Origin of the sequence: Streptomyces sp. T12 (genome assembly GCF_028736035.1) — a bacterium.
Classification (GTDB): domain Bacteria; phylum Actinomycetota; class Actinomycetes; order Streptomycetales; family Streptomycetaceae; genus Streptomyces.
Genome location: NZ_CP117866.1, coordinates 3232829 through 3248461, shown reverse-complemented (window position 1 = coordinate 3248461; position 15633 = coordinate 3232829). Strand labels below are relative to the sequence as shown.

Sequence of the window (15633 nt, the reverse complement as noted above, 5' to 3'; positions counted from 1 at the left end):
TGCCACCTCGACAACCAGGGCCGGCAGCCCGCCGCCTGACCGTCTCGCGGTGGCTTCGGCCGCCGCCCACCTCACACCCTCCGCAGACATCCCTTGGAATTGATCATCTAGGGACGGTTCTCGTTGCGGATCATGCGGCGGAGGCTGGTGCGGGCTGCGGTGAGGCCGTCCTCAAGCTCGGTGACTCGCTGCCGGAGCCCGGTGTTCTCCGTGGTCGCCTGCCGTTCCGCCGTGGACAGCCGCAGGTTCTCCTGCAGCTCACCGATCACTGACCTCAGGCGGCCGACCGATCCGCTTCATGCCAATCCGTTCCATGCCCCAGGTGGTGCGGTGTCTGAACAGCGCGATCCAAGGCAGCGGCTCGCGTTCGCCCGCTTGCCTGCCTCCTTGGCTCGCGCGTCCGCTCGGATGGAGGCGGGTTCCTCGGCGGACAGCCGCGGGTGGTCCTTTGGGGCCGCGGTGGAACTTCGACCAGATCGGGCCGGGACTGGAGCAGCGCGGGTCAGGAGCGGCAAGGTGCCCTGGTGGTGCTTCGTATGACGAGGTGTGGTGTGACGACGACTTCTCGTTCGTCGTCCGCCGCCTCACCCTCCAGCCGGGCGACGGCCCGGCTCACGGCCCGGCGCGCCAGCTGGCGGGCTTCTTGCCCGACCGTGGTGAGTTGGACGTGGGCGAGGCGGGCGAGGTGGCTGTCGTCGAAGCCGACGACCGAGATCTCGTCGGGCACAGGGATACGGGCGCGCAGGAAGGTGTCGAGGACGCCGATGGCGCAGTGGTCGTTGAAGGCGAGGACGGCGGTGGGGCGGGCAGCCTCGGCGAGGAGTGTTCGTGCGGCTGCCGCACCGTGGTCCTCGGTCAGCCCGCCCGGCACGAGGCGGACGCGGTCGGTGAGGCCGTGGTGCTTCATGGCCGACTTGTAGCCGCGGCGCCGGTCGGCAGCGCCCGGCGCCCTGCCCCCGTCGATGTGGACGATGTCGCGATGGCCCAGTGCCACGAGGTGGTCGACCGCCTGGCGGGCGCCCTCGTCGTCGGCCGCGCGGACGACGTCGACGCCGTCGGTGAGCGGACGCAGCCGGCGGGCCACGGAGACGACGGGAAGCTGCGCCGCGAGTTCTGCCAGCCGGGCCGCCGGGGCATGGGGGCTGAGCAGGATCAGCGCCTCGCAGCGGTCGGCGAGCAGCGTCTCCACCGCCTCCTGTTCGCTGCGGCTCGCGGCGACGGCGCTGAGCGCGATCTGATAGCCGGCCGCCCCCGCCGCGGCGTAGAGCGCCTCAACCATGTCGGCGTGGAAGGGCTGTCGCCTCTACGCGCAACCCGTCACCCGCATCGTCCGCCTCACCGTCGACGACGTCATCGACGACGTCATCGACGACGGGGCTACCCTCACCGTCCGGCTGGGAGACCCGCCGCCCCCGCTTCCGGAACCCGTCGCTGACCTCATGCGGGCATACGTCCAGTCCCGCCAGCACCTGCCCTACGCCAGCAGTGGAAGCTCACAGTGGCTCTTCCCCGGTCGCCGGCCCGGACAGCCCATGAATCCGGTCAGCCTCCAAGTCCACCTGCGAAAGATCGGCGTCCCGCCACAGCGCGGCAGGCGGCTTCCACTGGACTCCGCCAGGGCGAGCTGTTCGGCCTGGAAGACGAGGAGCCGGCCGAGACCGTCATGGTCAAGCAGCAGCTGATCGGCCTCGACAAGGGCGTGCCGTACCTGGGGGAGCCGAAGACCAAGCAGAGCTACAGAGCAGTGCCTCAGGGGCAGTCTGTCGTCGACGAGATCGAGTGGCACCGCAAGGAGTTCCCGCCCAAGGTCGTGCACATCGAGGACCGGGCGAACCCGCGGAAGCCCGTGTGGCGCCATGCTCGGCTGAAGCCAGCCATACACCCTGTGCGGGGGTGCCGCCCTTTCGCTGCTCCGGAGGCTTGTGCCCGTCCGTCAGCTGTCGCAGCCCACGCCGTCGTTGTCGCGGTCGAGGTGGGAGCCGTAGCCGGGCTCACCCCGGTGGACGGGGGCGGCACCGGCCGCCCGGGCCTCGCTGCAGTTGCCGTAGTAGACGTCGGCGCCGGACGAGTCGCCGTCGCCGTCAGAGGCGGAGCCGCTGTCCGCCGCGGGTGCCGCGGTGACCGTCGTGGTGACCTTGACCGTCTTCGTGGCGGTCACCGTCGGCGCCGGCTCGGGCTCTTCCGCGGGTGCCGTCATGGTCGTCGTGACGGTGACCGTGGGGCGCGGCGAGGCCGCCGCGGGCTTCGCGTCGGTGGACTTCGAGTCCTGTCCTGACGCGCCGCCGATGCCCATGCCCAGGAAGAGGGCCAGCCCCAGCGCGGGAAGGGCGTAGCGCTTGCGGGCCCATCCGGGGGCCGGGCGGAAGGGCGGCTGCGGCATGGGTGCCGAGGTGTACGGATTGGTCATGTCATCCCCCCACTGGTGGTGCGTGAGGGGATGACCGTAATGCCCAGCGACCAGATGTGTGGGATGTGTGTCTGTTTCGTAATCGCTATGCGCGGAAGGGGCCCGTCACCTCATACGTGATCCCGCCCGACGAGCTGCCGCTCGTGCCGCGCTGGCTGGAGAAGTACAGCCGTGTTCCGTCCGGGGAGAACGCCGGGCCCGTGATCTCCGAGCTCGACTGGCCGTCGATCCGCAGGAACGTGGCGACGATGTCGTCCGGGGTGATCAGGCAGATCTCCATGTTGCCGCCGTCCTCGGCGACGAAGAGGTCGCCGGAGGAGGAACCGGTGATGTTGTCGACGCCGGTGAGCGGGGCCGTGCCGTTGACGAGGGAGTCGTCGTACGCCAACTCGTAGGTGTTCGACGTCAGGTTGAGCTGCCAGACGCGGTTGTCGCCCTTGGTCGTGAACCACACCGTGTCGTTGGCGTAGTGGCACCCCTCGCCGCCGTTGAAGGACTTGGAGCCGGAGACCTGGGAGCGGGTGGCCGTCGGGGAGCCGTCCGGGTCGGGGACGTTCGCCCAGCTGAAGGAGCCCGAGGTGCCGCTGCCCGCGACCATGACCTGGAGGGTGCCGGAGGAGAGGTTGCCCCAGGTGGTAGGGACGAAGCGGTAGAAGCGGCCGTTCGTCTCGTCCTCGGTCAGGTAGATCACCTGGCGCACCGGGTCGGCGGCAGCCGCCTCGTGCTTGAAGCGGCCCATCGCGTCCCGGCGGGTCGCCGTGTTCACGCCCCACGGGTCGGTCTCGTAGACGTAGCCGAGGGACACCTCCTCGCAGGACAGCCAGGTGTTCCACGGGGTCTTGCCGCCCGCGCAGTTCTGACGGGTGGAGGAGAGGATGCGGTACGCGGCTGTGATCGCGCCCGTCGAGGAGAATTTCACCGCGCTCGCGCCGCCGGAGGGGTTGATCTCGGAGTTGGAGACGTAGATCCAGCCGCTGCCGTCGGCGTAACAGGCGCCGCCGTCGGGGGCGTTGTGCCAGGTGTACGACGTGCCGGTCACCGTCTGGCCGGACCGGGCGATGACACGGCTGGTGAAGCCGCTCGGGAGTCTGATGCCGTTGGCGTCGGGGGAGCCCAGCGGCCCGTAGGGACCGGTGCCGGGCTGGGCGGGCGCGGCGTACGCGGCGCCGCGCGACAGGGTTCCGCCGAACACGGCGGCAGAGCCGCCGAGGACGGCCGCACGCAGGAGGCTACGACGTTCCACTCTCACTCCAAGAGGTGCCGTACCGCCCCGCCGTCGGTCGACGACGGGGTCGTGCGTGGGGGGCGGCATGGAACCTAGGGGCGCATGGTGGACGGACCGTGGCCAACGCATGACCGCCGGACGGCATACCTGAGAGCTGCCCGTGTGCCGCCCGTGAGTGCTCAGGTGAGTGCCACCCGCGTGCACTCTCCGGAGTGCAGCTGCCCGCGTGCGCCCCCCTGAGTGTCGCCCGTGTGCGCTCACGCCCGCAACGCCGGCACCGCCCGCTTCCGCTGCCCGGCTCCGTCGAGGCCCGGCCCGTGCACCTCGCGCGGCGGCTCCGCCGACGGCAGGCGGATCACCGCGTCCAGCCCGCCCGCGGCCGAGGCGTGCAGGCTCGCCTCGCCGCCGCTCGCGTGCGCGAGCCGTTGGACCAGTGAGAGGCCGAGTCCCGTGCCGCCCTTGGGGGCGCCCGGCGCGCGCCAGAAGCGGTCGAAGGCGCGGGCGCGCTGTTCCGGGGTCATGCCGGGGCCCTCGTCGGTGATGTGCAGGTCGACCCAGGCGGGGCGGGCGTCGCGCAGGGCGCGGCGGGCCGGTACATGGAGCCGTAGCTCCATGGTCACGGTGCTGCCCGGCGGGGAAGCACGCAGGGCGTTGGACAGCAGGTTGTCCACGATCTGCTCGACCCCGCCCGGCACCGCGAGCACCGGTCCCACGCTGCCGGCGAACAGGACCAGGCAGACCCCCTGTTTCGCGAACAGCGGCTGCCAGGTGCGGTGCCGTTCCGCACAGACCGCGCCCACGTCGACCGGGCCGGGCGTGGCGGCGTCCTCCTCCAGGCGGGCCATCGCCAGCAGGCCCTCGACCATCCGGGAGAGCCGGTCCGTCTCGGTCACCGCGGCCGTGAGACTGCCCCGGCCGCGGTCCAGGATGCTCGGCTCCAGGTTCTCCAGCCTCAGCCGCAGCGCCGCGAGCGGCGTCTTGAGCTGATGGGAGGCCTCGCCCGCGAACGCGTGCTGGGCGGCGAGGAGATGGGCGAGCCGGGCCGCCGTACGGTTGAACGCGGCGGCCAGGCGGCGCACTTCGGGCGGCCCCTTCGTGATCGTCACCGGCGCGGCCAGGCCGCCGTCCGCCAACTCGTCCGTGGCTCGCTCCAGTTCACGGATGGGCCGACCGGTCCAGCGGGCGATCGCGAACCCGACCACCGCGACCGCCGTCAGCACTCCGAGCCCGCCGAGGCCGAGCAACAGCCAGACGTGATGGACGCGTTCGTGCACCGTCCGGGTCGGCAGCGTGAGCCATACGGCACCCTGCAGTCCCGAGCTGTGCCGGATCGGCGCGGCGACCGAGAGGTACTCGACCCCGCCGATGGTCGACGTGCGGACGTCCACCGTGGAGGTGCCGTGCAGGGCGGCCGCGATACCGGGGCGGGAGGCGAGGTTGGACGACATGACGGCGGCCAGCGGGTGCGAGGTGGCGAGCAGGGTGCCCGCGGCATCCACGACCACCACCTTCCCGCCGATGCGCTCGGCGCAGTGCACCACCCGGCGCGGCAGGTCCCGCTCGGCACGGCCCGCGCTCAGGGACAGCGAGGCGTACGCGGAGACCGACTCGGCCTCGTCCTTCGCCGCGCTCACCACCCGCTCCCGCTCGCTGCGCGAGTAGACGAAGCCCAGCGGGATCTCCAGGCAGAGCAGGACGAGCGCGGCGAGGGAGAGGTAGCTGAGCAGCAGCCGACGGGTCACGGCGAGGACACCTGCTGCCCGCCCGGCTCGGCCTGCACCGCCAGCCGGAAGCCGACCCCGCGCAGCGTCTGGATCCATCCCGGGTCACCCAACTTCCGCCGCAGCGAGGCGACATGGACGTCCAGCGTCTTGGTCGGGCCCTCGTAGTGCGGATCCCAGACCCGGTCCAGGATCTGCTGCCGGGAGTAGACCGCACCCGGATCCTCGGTCAGCAGCGCCAGCAGCTCGAACTCCTTCGGGGTGAGCGTGACGGGGGCCTCACCGACCCAGACCTGCCGGGTGCGGCGGTCCACGACGAGCGGGCCGGGGGCGTACGAGGGTGAGGGGCCGGGTTCCTCGAACGACGGGGGCGACGGCGGCAAGGGCGGTGACGAGGGCGAGGGTGGTGACGAGGGCGAGGGTGGCGAGGAGGGCGACGGGAGCACCGGGGGTGGCGGGGTGCGAACCGGCTCCGCCACCGCCTCCGTGCGCTGGGTCCGCCGGGTCACCGCCCGCACCCGCGCCACCAACTCCCGTACGCTGAACGGCTTCGCCAGATAGTCGTCCGCCCCCAGCTCGAGCCCCAGTACCCGGTCGGCCTCCTCACCCCGCGCACTCAGGATGATGACCGGCACGTCCGAGACCTGCCGGATGCCCCGGCACACGTCGATGCCGTCCATGTCCGGCAACCCGAGGTCGAGCAGGACGACATCGCCGTACGGCCTTCTCAGCCCCTCGGCCCCGGTGGTCACGTGATCCACCGTCAGCCCGAAGTGACCCAGACCCTCGGTGAGCGGCTCGGCGATCGTCTCGTCGTCCTCGATGAGCAGCACTCGTATGCCCATGCGTCCTGTCTCTCCGTGAATTTGCATTCTCTGCCCTGACGTCGACACGCTACAAGAGACAAGCGCTTGCGGGGCGTTGCGGCAAAGAATGTCCAATTACTGGACTCGCTCTGGCTTTCACTTAACCTTCCTCTGGTGTGAGCTCCTCTACGGTGCTGTTCAACTGGCCGAACTCCCAGCTGAGGAGGCATCGTTGAAGGCGTTGCTGGAGCGTGCCCGATCGTTCAGGCGTCGGGTGGATTTCGAGAGCGGTGAATACCGAAAACTGGCCGAGGGGCAATATCCCGAGGCGCTCTTCATTACCTGCTCGGACTCGCGGGTCATACCCGCCCTGATTACCGGCGCACGGCCCGGAGAGATATTCGAGCTGCGCAACGCGGGCAATATCGTGGCGCCGTACGGGAGCCCCGGTGCGTCCGGGGAGGCCGCCACCATCGAGTACGCACTGGAGGTGCTCGGGGTTCAGGACATCATCGTGTGCGGTCACTCACACTGCGGCGCGATGGGGGCGCTGAAGTCCGGCGACGACCTGTCCGCGCTGCCGGGCGTGGACGCCTGGCTGCAGCTGGCCCGCCCCGAACTGGCACCGGTCCTCACGACCGCCTCCGACGACCCGTCGCTGCCGGACGTGGCGCAGGGCAATGTCGTCAACCAGCTTGCCGTACTGCGGACTTACCCGGTGGTGCGGCAACGGCTGGACGGGGGGCGGCTGCGGCTGCACGGCTGGTACTACGAGGTCGACACCGGGCAGGTGCACGAGCTGGAGGGGGACGGTCGGTTCCGGGTGCATACCGGATGAGCGGGGCGCATGCGCGCGGGCGTACGCGCAGCAAGGGCAGCGCGCTGAAGAAGGGCGGCGTGCAGGAGAAGGGCGGCGCGCCGAAGTGGGGCGGCGCGACGTCACCGAAAACCGGGGGCGCCAAGCCCGACCTCGCCAACGAGATCACCGCCTCCCTCGTCGTCTTCCTCGTCGCCCTGCCCCTGTGCATTGGCGTGGCCGTCGCCTCCGGTGTCCCCGCCGAGCTCGGGATCATCTCCGGGGTGATCGGCGGCCTGGTCGTCGGAGTGGTCCGGGGCAGCACGCTGCAGGTCAGCGGGCCGGCCGCCGGGCTCGCGGCGCTGGTCGCGGAGACGGTGCTGGAGCACGGCGTGGCGATGCTCGGCGTGATCGTCCTGTTCTCGGGCATCCTGCAGATCGTCCTCGGTGTCGTACGCCTCGGGCGGATGTTCCAGGCGATCTCCCTCGCGGTGGTCCAGGGGATGCTGGCCGGCATCGGGCTGCCGCTGATGTTCAGCCAGGCCTACCCGATGGCCGACGCCAAGGCCCCCGGCACGCCGATCGAGAACATGGCCGGGATACCGGGCCTGTTCGCCGACATCCTGACCGACTCGCAGGCGATGATCGCCACGCTGCTCGGCGCCGCCACGATCGGCTTGAGCTTCCTGTGGAAGAAGGTGCCGGGCCCGGCGAAGAAGGTCCCGGCCGCGCTGGTCGCGGTCGGTATCGGCATCGCGGTCGCCGCGCTGCCCGGCGTGGACGTGAAGACGCTCCAGGTCGGCAATCTGCTGGCGTCTGTGCAGGTGCCGGGGGCCGAGCAGTTCGCGGGCCTCGCGGAGCCCGCGATCCTCACCTCCATCCTCACCTTCACGGTGATCGCCTCGGCGGAGAGCCTGTTCACCGCGGCCGCCGTGGACCGTATGCACAGCGGCCCGCGCACCCGCTACAACACCGAACTCATCGCCCAGGGCGCCGGCAACACCGTCGCGGGCATCCTCGGCGCCCTCCCGATCACCGCGGTCGTCGCCCGTAGCTCGGCCAACGTCCAGGCCGGTGCGAAGACCCGCATCTCCCGCACCCTGCACGGCCTGTGGCTTCTCGCCTTCGCCCTCCTGCTGCCGCAGGTCCTCGCCCTGATTCCGATCTCGGTGCTCGCGGGTGTCCTCGTGCACAGCGGCTGGAAGCTGTTCGCGCCGGAGGAGTTCCCGAAGATGTGGCGGCAGGACCGGGGCGAGTTCGTGGTGATGACGGTGACGACGCTGGTCATCGTGGCGACGGCGCTGCTGGAGGGTGTCCTCGTCGGGTTGGCCGCCGGGATCGTGCTGGCCGCCCTGCGCATGTCGCAGACGGTGATCCGACAGCACATCGAGGACGACACCGCGAAGGTCGTCATGGCCGGCAATGCGACCTTCCTACGGCTCCCGCAGGTCATCGAGGCCCTGGAGTCCGCGGCGGCCTCGGGCAGGCCCCGCATCCGCCTGGACCTGACCGGCGTGACCCATCTGGACCACGCCTGCCGCAACCAGGTCGAGGAGTTCACCGCGCAACAGCGGGGGCTGGGGCTGCGCGTGGAGCTGCTGATGCCGGGGCCGGCGAAGACGGAGGTACCTGCCGCCGCCGCGCCCGCGCCCGCGCCCCCGGCCAACGTCGAGTCGGCCCCGCTGCCGGGCCCCGGCGCCGAGTGGTTCTACCTGGACACACGGCCGCTGTCCGACGAGTACGGGCGAGGGTACGACGACTATGCGCAGCGGCCGCCGCTGGTGGGGTGAGTGCCGCCGCCACCCTCCGAGCCGGCCGGTCAGGGGCAGACGGGCTCGGAGGGGACGGGGACGGGCTGGCTGTCGCGTTCCGCCCGGGTGAGGTCACGGCCGCCGAGCACCCGGCAGAGCGCGTCGGCCCAGCTGTCGGGCCGTAGCGACAACGGGTAGATGACGCTGGAGACGCCGGCACGGTAGTAGAGCAGGGTCTCGCCGTCGGGGGTGGCGTCCAGGAAGTAGTACTTCGGCGTCTCGACGTTTCTTTCGCTGTACGGCCCGAGATCGAGTGATGCCTCGTAGCTCCGCTTGCCGAGCCGGTAGATCCGGATCTTGTTGTTGGCGGCCAGCATGTAGCGTCCCTCGCCGGTCACGAAGCCGGCGGCGGCGGGGAAGTCGAAGCTCGGCAGGGGGCCGATCTTCCTGCCCAGCGGGTCGGTGTCCCACAATTCGATGTTCCGGCTGCGGCGCAGCAGGGCGAAGTGCTCGCCGCTCGGGTCGAAGGTCGCGGCGATGTTGTCGTTGTGGTTCGTGTCGTACCGGACCGTCTGGCGCCCGCTGGGCAGATCGATGACCCGCAGATACGGGTCGCCGGTGACGACGACGGACACCCGGTCCGCGGCTGGGTAGGAGGAGACCTTGATGTTTCGGCGGGTGACGTCCTGTTCCGTCACCACGCGCCCCAGGGCGTTCAGGTCATAGTCGTCGACGGCGCGGCCCGTTCTGCTGTCCCATCGCTGGATCATCGTCCCGGTGGCCGTGACGAGGCGGCCGGTGTGGTCGAAGAAGTAGTCGAGCAACGGCTGGTGTCCGTCGCTCACGGGCTCGGGCGGCATGACGGTCGTGACCACGGACACCTGCCGGAGCGACTTCGCGTCGCGCACCGCCACCTTGTTCACGCCTGCGCGCTCGGCGAGCAGGGTGCCGTCCTTGGTGAAGACGGTCAGGTCCTCGCCCTCCCAGTAGGGCTTGATCCGTGGCGCCTGAGCGATCACTTCGCTGCTGGTGCCCACGGTCCGGAGCTGTATCGACTCCCCGCCGCTGGGCAGGGCGACCACCCTCCGGCCGTCGGGCGTCAGGTCGACCCGGTGCATGTCCTGCGCCGGCGAGGTGGCCACCTCGGCGCAGAAGATCCCCGTGCTGTTCCCGGTGACGAGCAGTAGCTTCGAGCCTTCGCCCACGAGCCTCGCGTACGAAAGCAGTTTCGCCCCGCTCTCGTCCGGTTCGCGGAACGTCGCCGTGACCATGGACAGCCGTAGATCGACGAGTTTCCTGGTGCCGGAACCAAGCGCGAGATAGCGGCCACCCGGACCGAGGGCGATCGGCGTGCACAGGGAGCTGTCCACGTTCACGAACTGCCCCAGCCTGCTGCCGTCGGATGTCCGCACCCCCGTGTAGACGGCGGTACGGTCGCCGCCTTGCTCGGAACGGCAGGTCACCGCGGAGCTGCCGTCCCCCGAGACCACGGCCTCCTCGAACGAGTCGGCGAGGACCCGGACGCTGCCGGTACGGCGATCGATGACCAGCAGCCGTTGCTTGGCGTCGGCCATCACGGCGAGCGCGATGAGCGTGTCGTCGTCCGGCCCGAACCACAGGCGCTTCAACTGACCGCCCCGTGCCTGGGGCACGGTAATCCTGCCGCCGAAGGCGCGCCGGTCCACATCCCACCACGCCACGCTCGTCCCGCCGGCCGCCGCCAACAGCCGCCCGTCCGCAGACAGTTGGGCGAACTCCGAGTCGGTCGTGCCGGCTTCGAACTCCGGCCCCTCGACGGGCAACTGGTGGTGGTCGCCCGCCAGGGAGTGTCCCCCCGGGCGCACGTCGTACCAGACGAGCGAGCGGCCCGCCATGTAGCCGACCCGGCCGCCGTCACCCGAGACCAGCGGATACACGACGTACGGCGGCCCGTTCAGCTGCTCTGTGCGTACCGTTCCGCCCATCGCGTGGACGAAGAGCGTCGCCCTGCCCGTGTCGGTGCGGGCCAGCATCACGTCGCCGTCCTCGCTCGCCCGGAAGTCCTCCACGGCGCCCAGCGTGCCGGACAGGATGCGCGAGGCCGACCGGTACTGGGCGTAGTACCGCAGCAGCGCGTTCTTCGCCTCGTCCGTCGGCGACGTGCGGTAGGCCGCGAGCGCCAGCTGGATCGCCAAGGCCGGGTCCTGGAGCCGCTGGTCGGTCGAGATGCTCGCCAACGCCCGGGAGTTGGCCGCAGCTTCCTGTTCCTCGCTGACCGCGCGCTGGTAGAAGAACAGTGCCCCCAGGACGAGGGCCGCGGCCGTGATGAGCCCGATCGCCGAGAACAGCCCCCGCCGGCGCCGGACGGCTGACCTGCGTCGGCGGTGGCCCCGTTCCAGGAAGTCCCGCTCGGCGTCGCCGATGTCGTCGGCGCGTTCGGTGAGCCAGCGTTGTGCCGTGGCCAGGGCCACGGCGCTGGGCAGCAGTTCGGCCGGTTCGCCGGCGCCGCGCCAGCGGTCCAGGTCTAGTCGCACGGTCTCGCGCCAGGCGAGGAACTCGTGGTCCTCGGCCACCCATGCGGCCAGCTTCGGCCAGCCGGTGATCAGCGCCTCATGAGCGAGCTCGACGGTATCCCCCTGGCCGGTGACCAGCAGCCGGGTGGCGGCGAGACGCTGGGCGATCTCCCATTCGGCGGGGGCGAATTCGGAGCGGGCGGCGGGTCTGCGGGCGACCGCGCCGGACCCCGCCACCGGGATCTGAACCAGGCGGGTGAACAGGCGCCGGGCGTTCGGCTCGTCCGCCTCCGTCACGGTGTTCGCCCAGGCTCTCTCCGCCTCGCGGCTGAGGGCGCCGGTCACCCCTTCGATCCGCTCGTACGCCTCGTACGTCAGCCGCCCGTGCACGGTCTGCTCGCGCCACAGCAGGTCCAGGGCCATGACGAGCAGCGGCAGGGCTCCAGGCGCGTCACCGGTGTCCTTCAGGATCCGGTCGTCCAGCCCCTCGTCGTACGTCACGTTCGGAGTGGCGGCGATCGGCGCGGTGATCACCTCACGCAGCTGCTCGCGGTTCATGGGGCGCAGCGCGTGGATGCGGTGGCCGACGAGCGGGCCGAGCCAGGGAGCGGCCAGCGCGGGTTCCAGGAAGTCGGCGCGCAACGTGATCAGGATGCGTAACGACTCGGGCAGGTTCTCGACGGAGAGGACGTCCGTCAGCGCCGCGACGTCGGCCGACGCGGCGGTGAGCGCCTCCTCGCACTGGTCGATCACGAGCAGCAGGCGTCGGCTGTCCGTCCGCTCCAGGACGCGGGTCACGACCCCGTGCAGGCCGGGTGCCCCGTCGGACCCGAGGAGGCCGGCCAGCTGCTGGATCCTCTCCAGGCGGGTCACCTCGGGCAGGTCCAGGTTCGAGCAGCGGCAGCAGAGCTGCGGCGAGGGCGGTCAGCGGGGTGCCGTAGGAGGAGGTCGGCCGCAGGACGACGGCTTCGTAACCCTCCTGACGCAGGCGGGGGATGACGCCCGCCCCGGCCAGCGAGGACTTGCCGGAGCCGGAGGGGCCGACCAGGGTGACCGCCTTGTGCCTGCGCACCAGGTCGGCCACCTCGGAGGCCTCACGCTCCCGGCCGAAGAAGAACCTCGCGTCGGTCTCGCCGAAGGCGGCCAGGGGGTGGAACGGCGACTCCGGTACGGCGAGGCGTGCCAACTCGGGCCGGGATGCGAGCAGTTGGTCGGCCGAGACGAGATAGGCGGCGGCCGGATCCTTGGCCTCGGCCACCACCACCATGCCGACCACGCCGACCAGTTGCTCGTCCCAGACGGGGCCGCCGCTGAACCCGGGTGCGATCCGGTAGCCGTTGCGGGACGTCATCTCGGTCTGGATCCAACCGTCGCCCTGCCGGCCGAGGAGGCGTCCCGAGTGCCACACTCCGTTGTCCCGCCCGGCCGGAAAGCCGAAGGCGGCGATCGGGTGGTGCCACACCTCGTCCGCCCGGACGAGACGCACGGGCCGGGCGCCGGGCAGCGGCTCGTCCAACCGCAGGACCGCGATGTCCTGCTCGTCGGACCACTCCTCGACCCGCGCCGTCACCGACGCCGACGTGCCGCTCAACGGCAGGTCGACCTGGATCCGCGCTGTCTTCGGGGGCCGGCCCTCCGGGGCGCCGAGGGCGGCGGTGACCACATGGGCACAGGTGAAGGCCAGGTCACCGGTGACCAGGAAGCCCGCCCCGACGGGTAACCCCACCTCGTCCCGGACCCGCAGCACGGCACCGTCGAGCGCCCTGGGCCCGACTGCCTCTCCCGGCGCGGTCATACGTCCACCTCGCCGACACCGACCGGCAGCTCCACCACAGACACGCCGTGCATCCCCCGCATCGCGTATGCCGTCACAGACTTAGGGAGAGCGATGCTAGTGCCGTTCGAAGAACGCCTGTGCCCTGTTCCCTGTCATGTCCGCGAGGCCCTCACACCGCGCGTATCCCAAAGGCTGCCGAACTGGCCCCGGCAGCCGTTTCGGCGCAGTCTGATGAGGTACCTGGGCCCGGACCTGCCCGCGGAAGGAGTTCCGTCATGTCCGGCTGGACCGCGCACGACATCCCCGACCAGAGCGGCCGCGTCGCCGTCGTCACCGGGGCCAACAGCGGACTCGGGTACGCCACCGCGCGCGAGCTGGCGCGCAAGGGTGCCCGGGTGGTGCTCGCCTGCCGGAGCGAGGCGCGCGGGACGGCGGCCGGGGTCCGGCTGGTCGGTGAAGTGCCGGGCGCGCAGGTCGAGTTGAAGCGGCTGGATCTCGGGGATCTCGGCTCCGTGCGGGAGTTCGCTGCGACATGGCCGTACGACCGGCTCGACCTGCTCGTGAACAACGCCGGGGTGATGGCGTTGCCGTACGGCACGACGGTGGACGGCTTCGAGACGCAGTTCGGGGTCAACCACCTCGGGCACTTCGCGCTGACCGGTCTGCTGCTGCCCGCGTTGCTCGGCACGCCGGGCGCGCGGGTGGTGACCGTGGCCAGTTCCTTGCACGCGCTGTCCAACATCGACATCGACGACCTCAACAGCGAGCGCCGCTACCGGCGTTGGGTCGCCTACGGCCGTTCCAAGACCGCCAACCTGCTCTTCACGCACGAGCTGGCGCGCAGGCTGGCGGTGCAGGGGGCGGACGTGGTGGCGGCCGCCGCCCATCCGGGGTACGCGGACACCAATCTGCAGACCGAGGGGCCGCGCATGGAGGGGCGCCGGGTCGGCGAGTGGTTCGTGCGGATCGGCAACCGCGTCCTCGCCCAGCCCGCCGAGGCCGGCGCGCTCCCCGTCCTGTACGCGGCCACCGACCCCGCGGTCCGCCCCGACTCCTTCACCGGCCCGTCCTTCGCCAACTGGCGCGGCTCACCCGCCCCGTCCTGGCGGGCGCCATGGACGGTCAACGACCGTGCGGGTGAACGGCTTTGGGAGGAATCGGAGCGGCTGACCGGCGTGACGTACGACGCTCTGAAGGTGTGAGCACGGGTGAGTCCTCACGCCGTCGCTCCGCTGTCCACCACCAGGTCCGCGCCCACCACCGACGTGGCGTCGTCCGAGGCCAGGTAGAGGACGGCCGCGGCTACCTCCTGCGTGGTCGAGATGCGGCCGAGGGGGAGGGTCGCCCGGGCGCGGTCGGCTCGGTCGGCCTCGGACTCGCCCGGGTGCAGCGACATGGGGGTCTCCACGGCGCCGGGGCTGACCGCGTTGATGCGGATGCCGTCGCCGATGTGGTCGAGGGCGGCGCCCCTGGTGAGGACGGAGACCGCGGCCTTGGTGGCGGCGTAGGCGGCGGCGCCGGGGTGGCGGGTGTGGACGCCGAAGGTGGAGGCGATGTTCACGATCGCGCCGCCGGCCGGCTGGGTGCGCATCTGGCGGACCTCGGCCTGAAGAGCCAGGAACACGCCGGTGACGTTGATCGCGAGCTGGCTGTGCCAGTCCTCCTCGGGGAGGTCGGCCACGGGGGCGCCGCCGCGGAAGACGCCGGCGTTGTTCACCGCCACGTCGAGGGAGCCGAAGGCGTCCACAGTGGCGGCCACGGCTGCCTGCAGATCGGCGGCGCGGGAGACGTCCGCCGTGACGGCCAGTGCCTTGCCGCCCGCCCCTTCGATCAGGGCGACCGTCTCGTCCAGTGGTTCGCGCCGCCGGCCGGCCACGACGACGTGTGCGCCCTCGGCGGCGAGCGCGAGGGCGATAGTCCGTCCGATGCCGGAGCCCGCGCCGGTGACGAGGGCGGTCCTGTCGGTGAAGCGGCTGGTCATGATCTCCCCTTTTCTTGACCGATCGGTTCAGTATGGCGGCAGAAAAAAGGCGCCGCCCGCCTGGTGGTCTCAGTCGAGCAGCGCCAAGGCCTGTTCCGCCGCGTCCCGCACCCGCGCCGGGTCCGGCGACGCCTTGCCCACGACCCGAAGGCCCTGCAGCAGCACCAGCAGCATGCGCGCCAGGGTGAGGGGATCGCGGTCGGCCGGCAACTCGCCCTGCGCCTGCGCGCGGGCCAGCGCCGAGTGCAGCACGGTCTCCAGCTGGTCCCAGTTGCGCTCCACCTGCCGGGCCGCGGCCGGGTCGTGCGGGGCGAGTTCCGCCGCCGTGTTGGTGACCAGGCAGCCGTTCAGGCGCAGTTGCCCGTCGGCGGCCTCGGCCGCATACCGCCGTACGACCGCCCGGACGGCCGGCAGTGCGGGCCCCTGCTGGGACAGCTCCCGCACGATCGGCGGGAGCCCTGCCCGGTCGTAGCGCTCCAGCGCCTTCAGATACAGCTCGTGCTTGTTGCCGAAGGTCGCGTAGATGCTGGCGCGGCCGACGCCGAGGTGCTCGACGAGGTCGGACATCGACGTCGCCTCGAAGCCGCGCTGCCAGAACAGCTCAAGGGCTGCCTGCAGCGCGGCTTCGGGATCGAACTCCTTGGTCCTGGCCACGTGACGCAGCCTAGGTTCAATAA

11 protein-coding genes and 2 pseudogenes are annotated in these 15633 nt (G+C 71.3%); 3 read left to right on the top strand and 10 right to left on the bottom strand.

The annotated features are described in order from the left end of the window. Window positions 1-107: 107 nt before the first annotated feature. The 6 genes and pseudogenes from PBV52_RS14430 to PBV52_RS14405 all read right to left on the bottom strand — a co-directional run bounded on the left by PBV52_RS14430 (window position 108) and on the right by PBV52_RS14405 (window position 6198). Window positions 108-269, bottom strand: coding sequence for a hypothetical protein (locus tag PBV52_RS14430; RefSeq protein ID WP_274238757.1), 162 nt, complete (start codon window positions 267-269; stop codon window positions 108-110). A 233-nt stretch (window positions 270-502) separates the two neighbouring features. Further along, a pseudogene (locus PBV52_RS14425) lies at window positions 503-1285 on the bottom strand (LacI family DNA-binding transcriptional regulator); the annotation flags it as partial. Window positions 1286-1933: 648 nt separating this feature from the next. Next, window positions 1934-2407, bottom strand: coding sequence for an excalibur calcium-binding domain-containing protein (locus PBV52_RS14420; RefSeq protein WP_274238756.1), 474 nt, complete (start codon window positions 2405-2407; stop codon window positions 1934-1936). Window positions 2408-2492: 85 nt separating this feature from the next. Further along, window positions 2493-3650, bottom strand: a complete 1158-nt coding sequence (locus PBV52_RS14415; RefSeq protein WP_274238755.1) for an alkaline phosphatase PhoX — start codon at window positions 3648-3650, stop codon at window positions 2493-2495. 239 nt (window positions 3651-3889) lie between these two features. After that, window positions 3890-5374 carry an ATP-binding protein gene (locus tag PBV52_RS14410; RefSeq protein WP_274238754.1) on the bottom strand — a complete coding sequence of 495 codons (1485 nt, stop codon included), beginning with the start codon at window positions 5372-5374 and terminating at the stop codon, window positions 3890-3892. Beyond that, window positions 5371-6198 (bottom strand): response regulator transcription factor, encoded by an 828-nt coding sequence (locus tag PBV52_RS14405; RefSeq protein WP_274238753.1) that lies wholly within the window; start codon window positions 6196-6198, stop codon window positions 5371-5373. Before PBV52_RS14405 ends, PBV52_RS14410 begins: the two co-directional genes overlap by 4 nt. A 193-nt stretch (window positions 6199-6391) precedes the next feature. Between PBV52_RS14405 and PBV52_RS14400 the strand changes: the two genes are divergently transcribed. Together PBV52_RS14400 and PBV52_RS14395 are read left to right on the top strand one after the other, a co-directional pair. Then, window positions 6392-6997: a carbonic anhydrase gene (locus PBV52_RS14400; RefSeq protein ID WP_274238752.1), complete on the top strand. Its 606-nt coding sequence runs from the start codon at window positions 6392-6394 to the stop codon at window positions 6995-6997. Next, window positions 6994-8745, top strand: coding sequence for a SulP family inorganic anion transporter (locus tag PBV52_RS14395; RefSeq protein WP_274238751.1), 1752 nt, complete (start codon window positions 6994-6996; stop codon window positions 8743-8745). The genes PBV52_RS14400 and PBV52_RS14395 overlap by 4 nt, the downstream gene beginning before the upstream one ends. 29 nt (window positions 8746-8774) lie before the next feature. On the opposite strand, the gene PBV52_RS51710 is transcribed toward PBV52_RS14395, so the two are convergent. Then, the gene (locus PBV52_RS51710) at window positions 8775-11996 is read right to left on the bottom strand and encodes a WD40 repeat domain-containing protein (RefSeq protein ID WP_346283452.1); all 3222 of its coding nucleotides are present in this window, start codon (window positions 11994-11996) and stop codon (window positions 8775-8777) included. Between the two features lie 109 nt (window positions 11997-12105). Then, window positions 12106-12993: pseudogene (locus PBV52_RS14390) on the bottom strand (trypsin-like peptidase domain-containing protein); the annotation flags it as partial. A gap of 257 nt (window positions 12994-13250) precedes the next feature. On the opposite strand from PBV52_RS14390, the gene PBV52_RS14385 reads away from it, so the two are divergent. Next, on the top strand, window positions 13251-14177 hold the full coding sequence (locus PBV52_RS14385; protein ID WP_274238749.1) for an oxidoreductase: 927 nt from the start codon (window positions 13251-13253) through the stop codon (window positions 14175-14177). Window positions 14178-14191: 14 nt separating this feature from the next. Here PBV52_RS14385 and PBV52_RS14380 read toward each other — a convergent pair whose 3' ends face one another. Then, window positions 14192-14956, bottom strand: a complete 765-nt coding sequence (locus tag PBV52_RS14380; RefSeq protein ID WP_274238748.1) for an SDR family NAD(P)-dependent oxidoreductase — start codon at window positions 14954-14956, stop codon at window positions 14192-14194. 69 nt (window positions 14957-15025) lie between these two features. After that, window positions 15026-15610 carry a TetR/AcrR family transcriptional regulator gene (locus PBV52_RS14375; protein WP_274238746.1) on the bottom strand — a complete coding sequence of 195 codons (585 nt, stop codon included), beginning with the start codon at window positions 15608-15610 and terminating at the stop codon, window positions 15026-15028. Between the last annotated feature and the right edge of the window lie 23 nt (window positions 15611-15633).

Bases quoted from the DNA above. Each gene is read 5' to 3' on its own strand.
- PBV52_RS14405 (WP_274238753.1), bottom strand. From the start codon at position 6,198: ATGGGCATACGAGTGCTGCTCATCGAGGACGACGAGACGATCGCCGAG.
- PBV52_RS14420 (WP_274238756.1), bottom strand. From the start codon at position 2,407: ATGACCAATCCGTACACCTCGGCACCCATGCCGCAGCCGCCCTTCCGC.
- PBV52_RS14395 (WP_274238751.1), top strand. From the start codon at position 6,994: ATGAGCGGGGCGCATGCGCGCGGGCGTACGCGCAGCAAGGGCAGCGCG.
- PBV52_RS14385 (WP_274238749.1), top strand. From the start codon at position 13,251: ATGTCCGGCTGGACCGCGCACGACATCCCCGACCAGAGCGGCCGCGTC.
- PBV52_RS14380 (WP_274238748.1), bottom strand. From the start codon at position 14,956: ATGACCAGCCGCTTCACCGACAGGACCGCCCTCGTCACCGGCGCGGGC.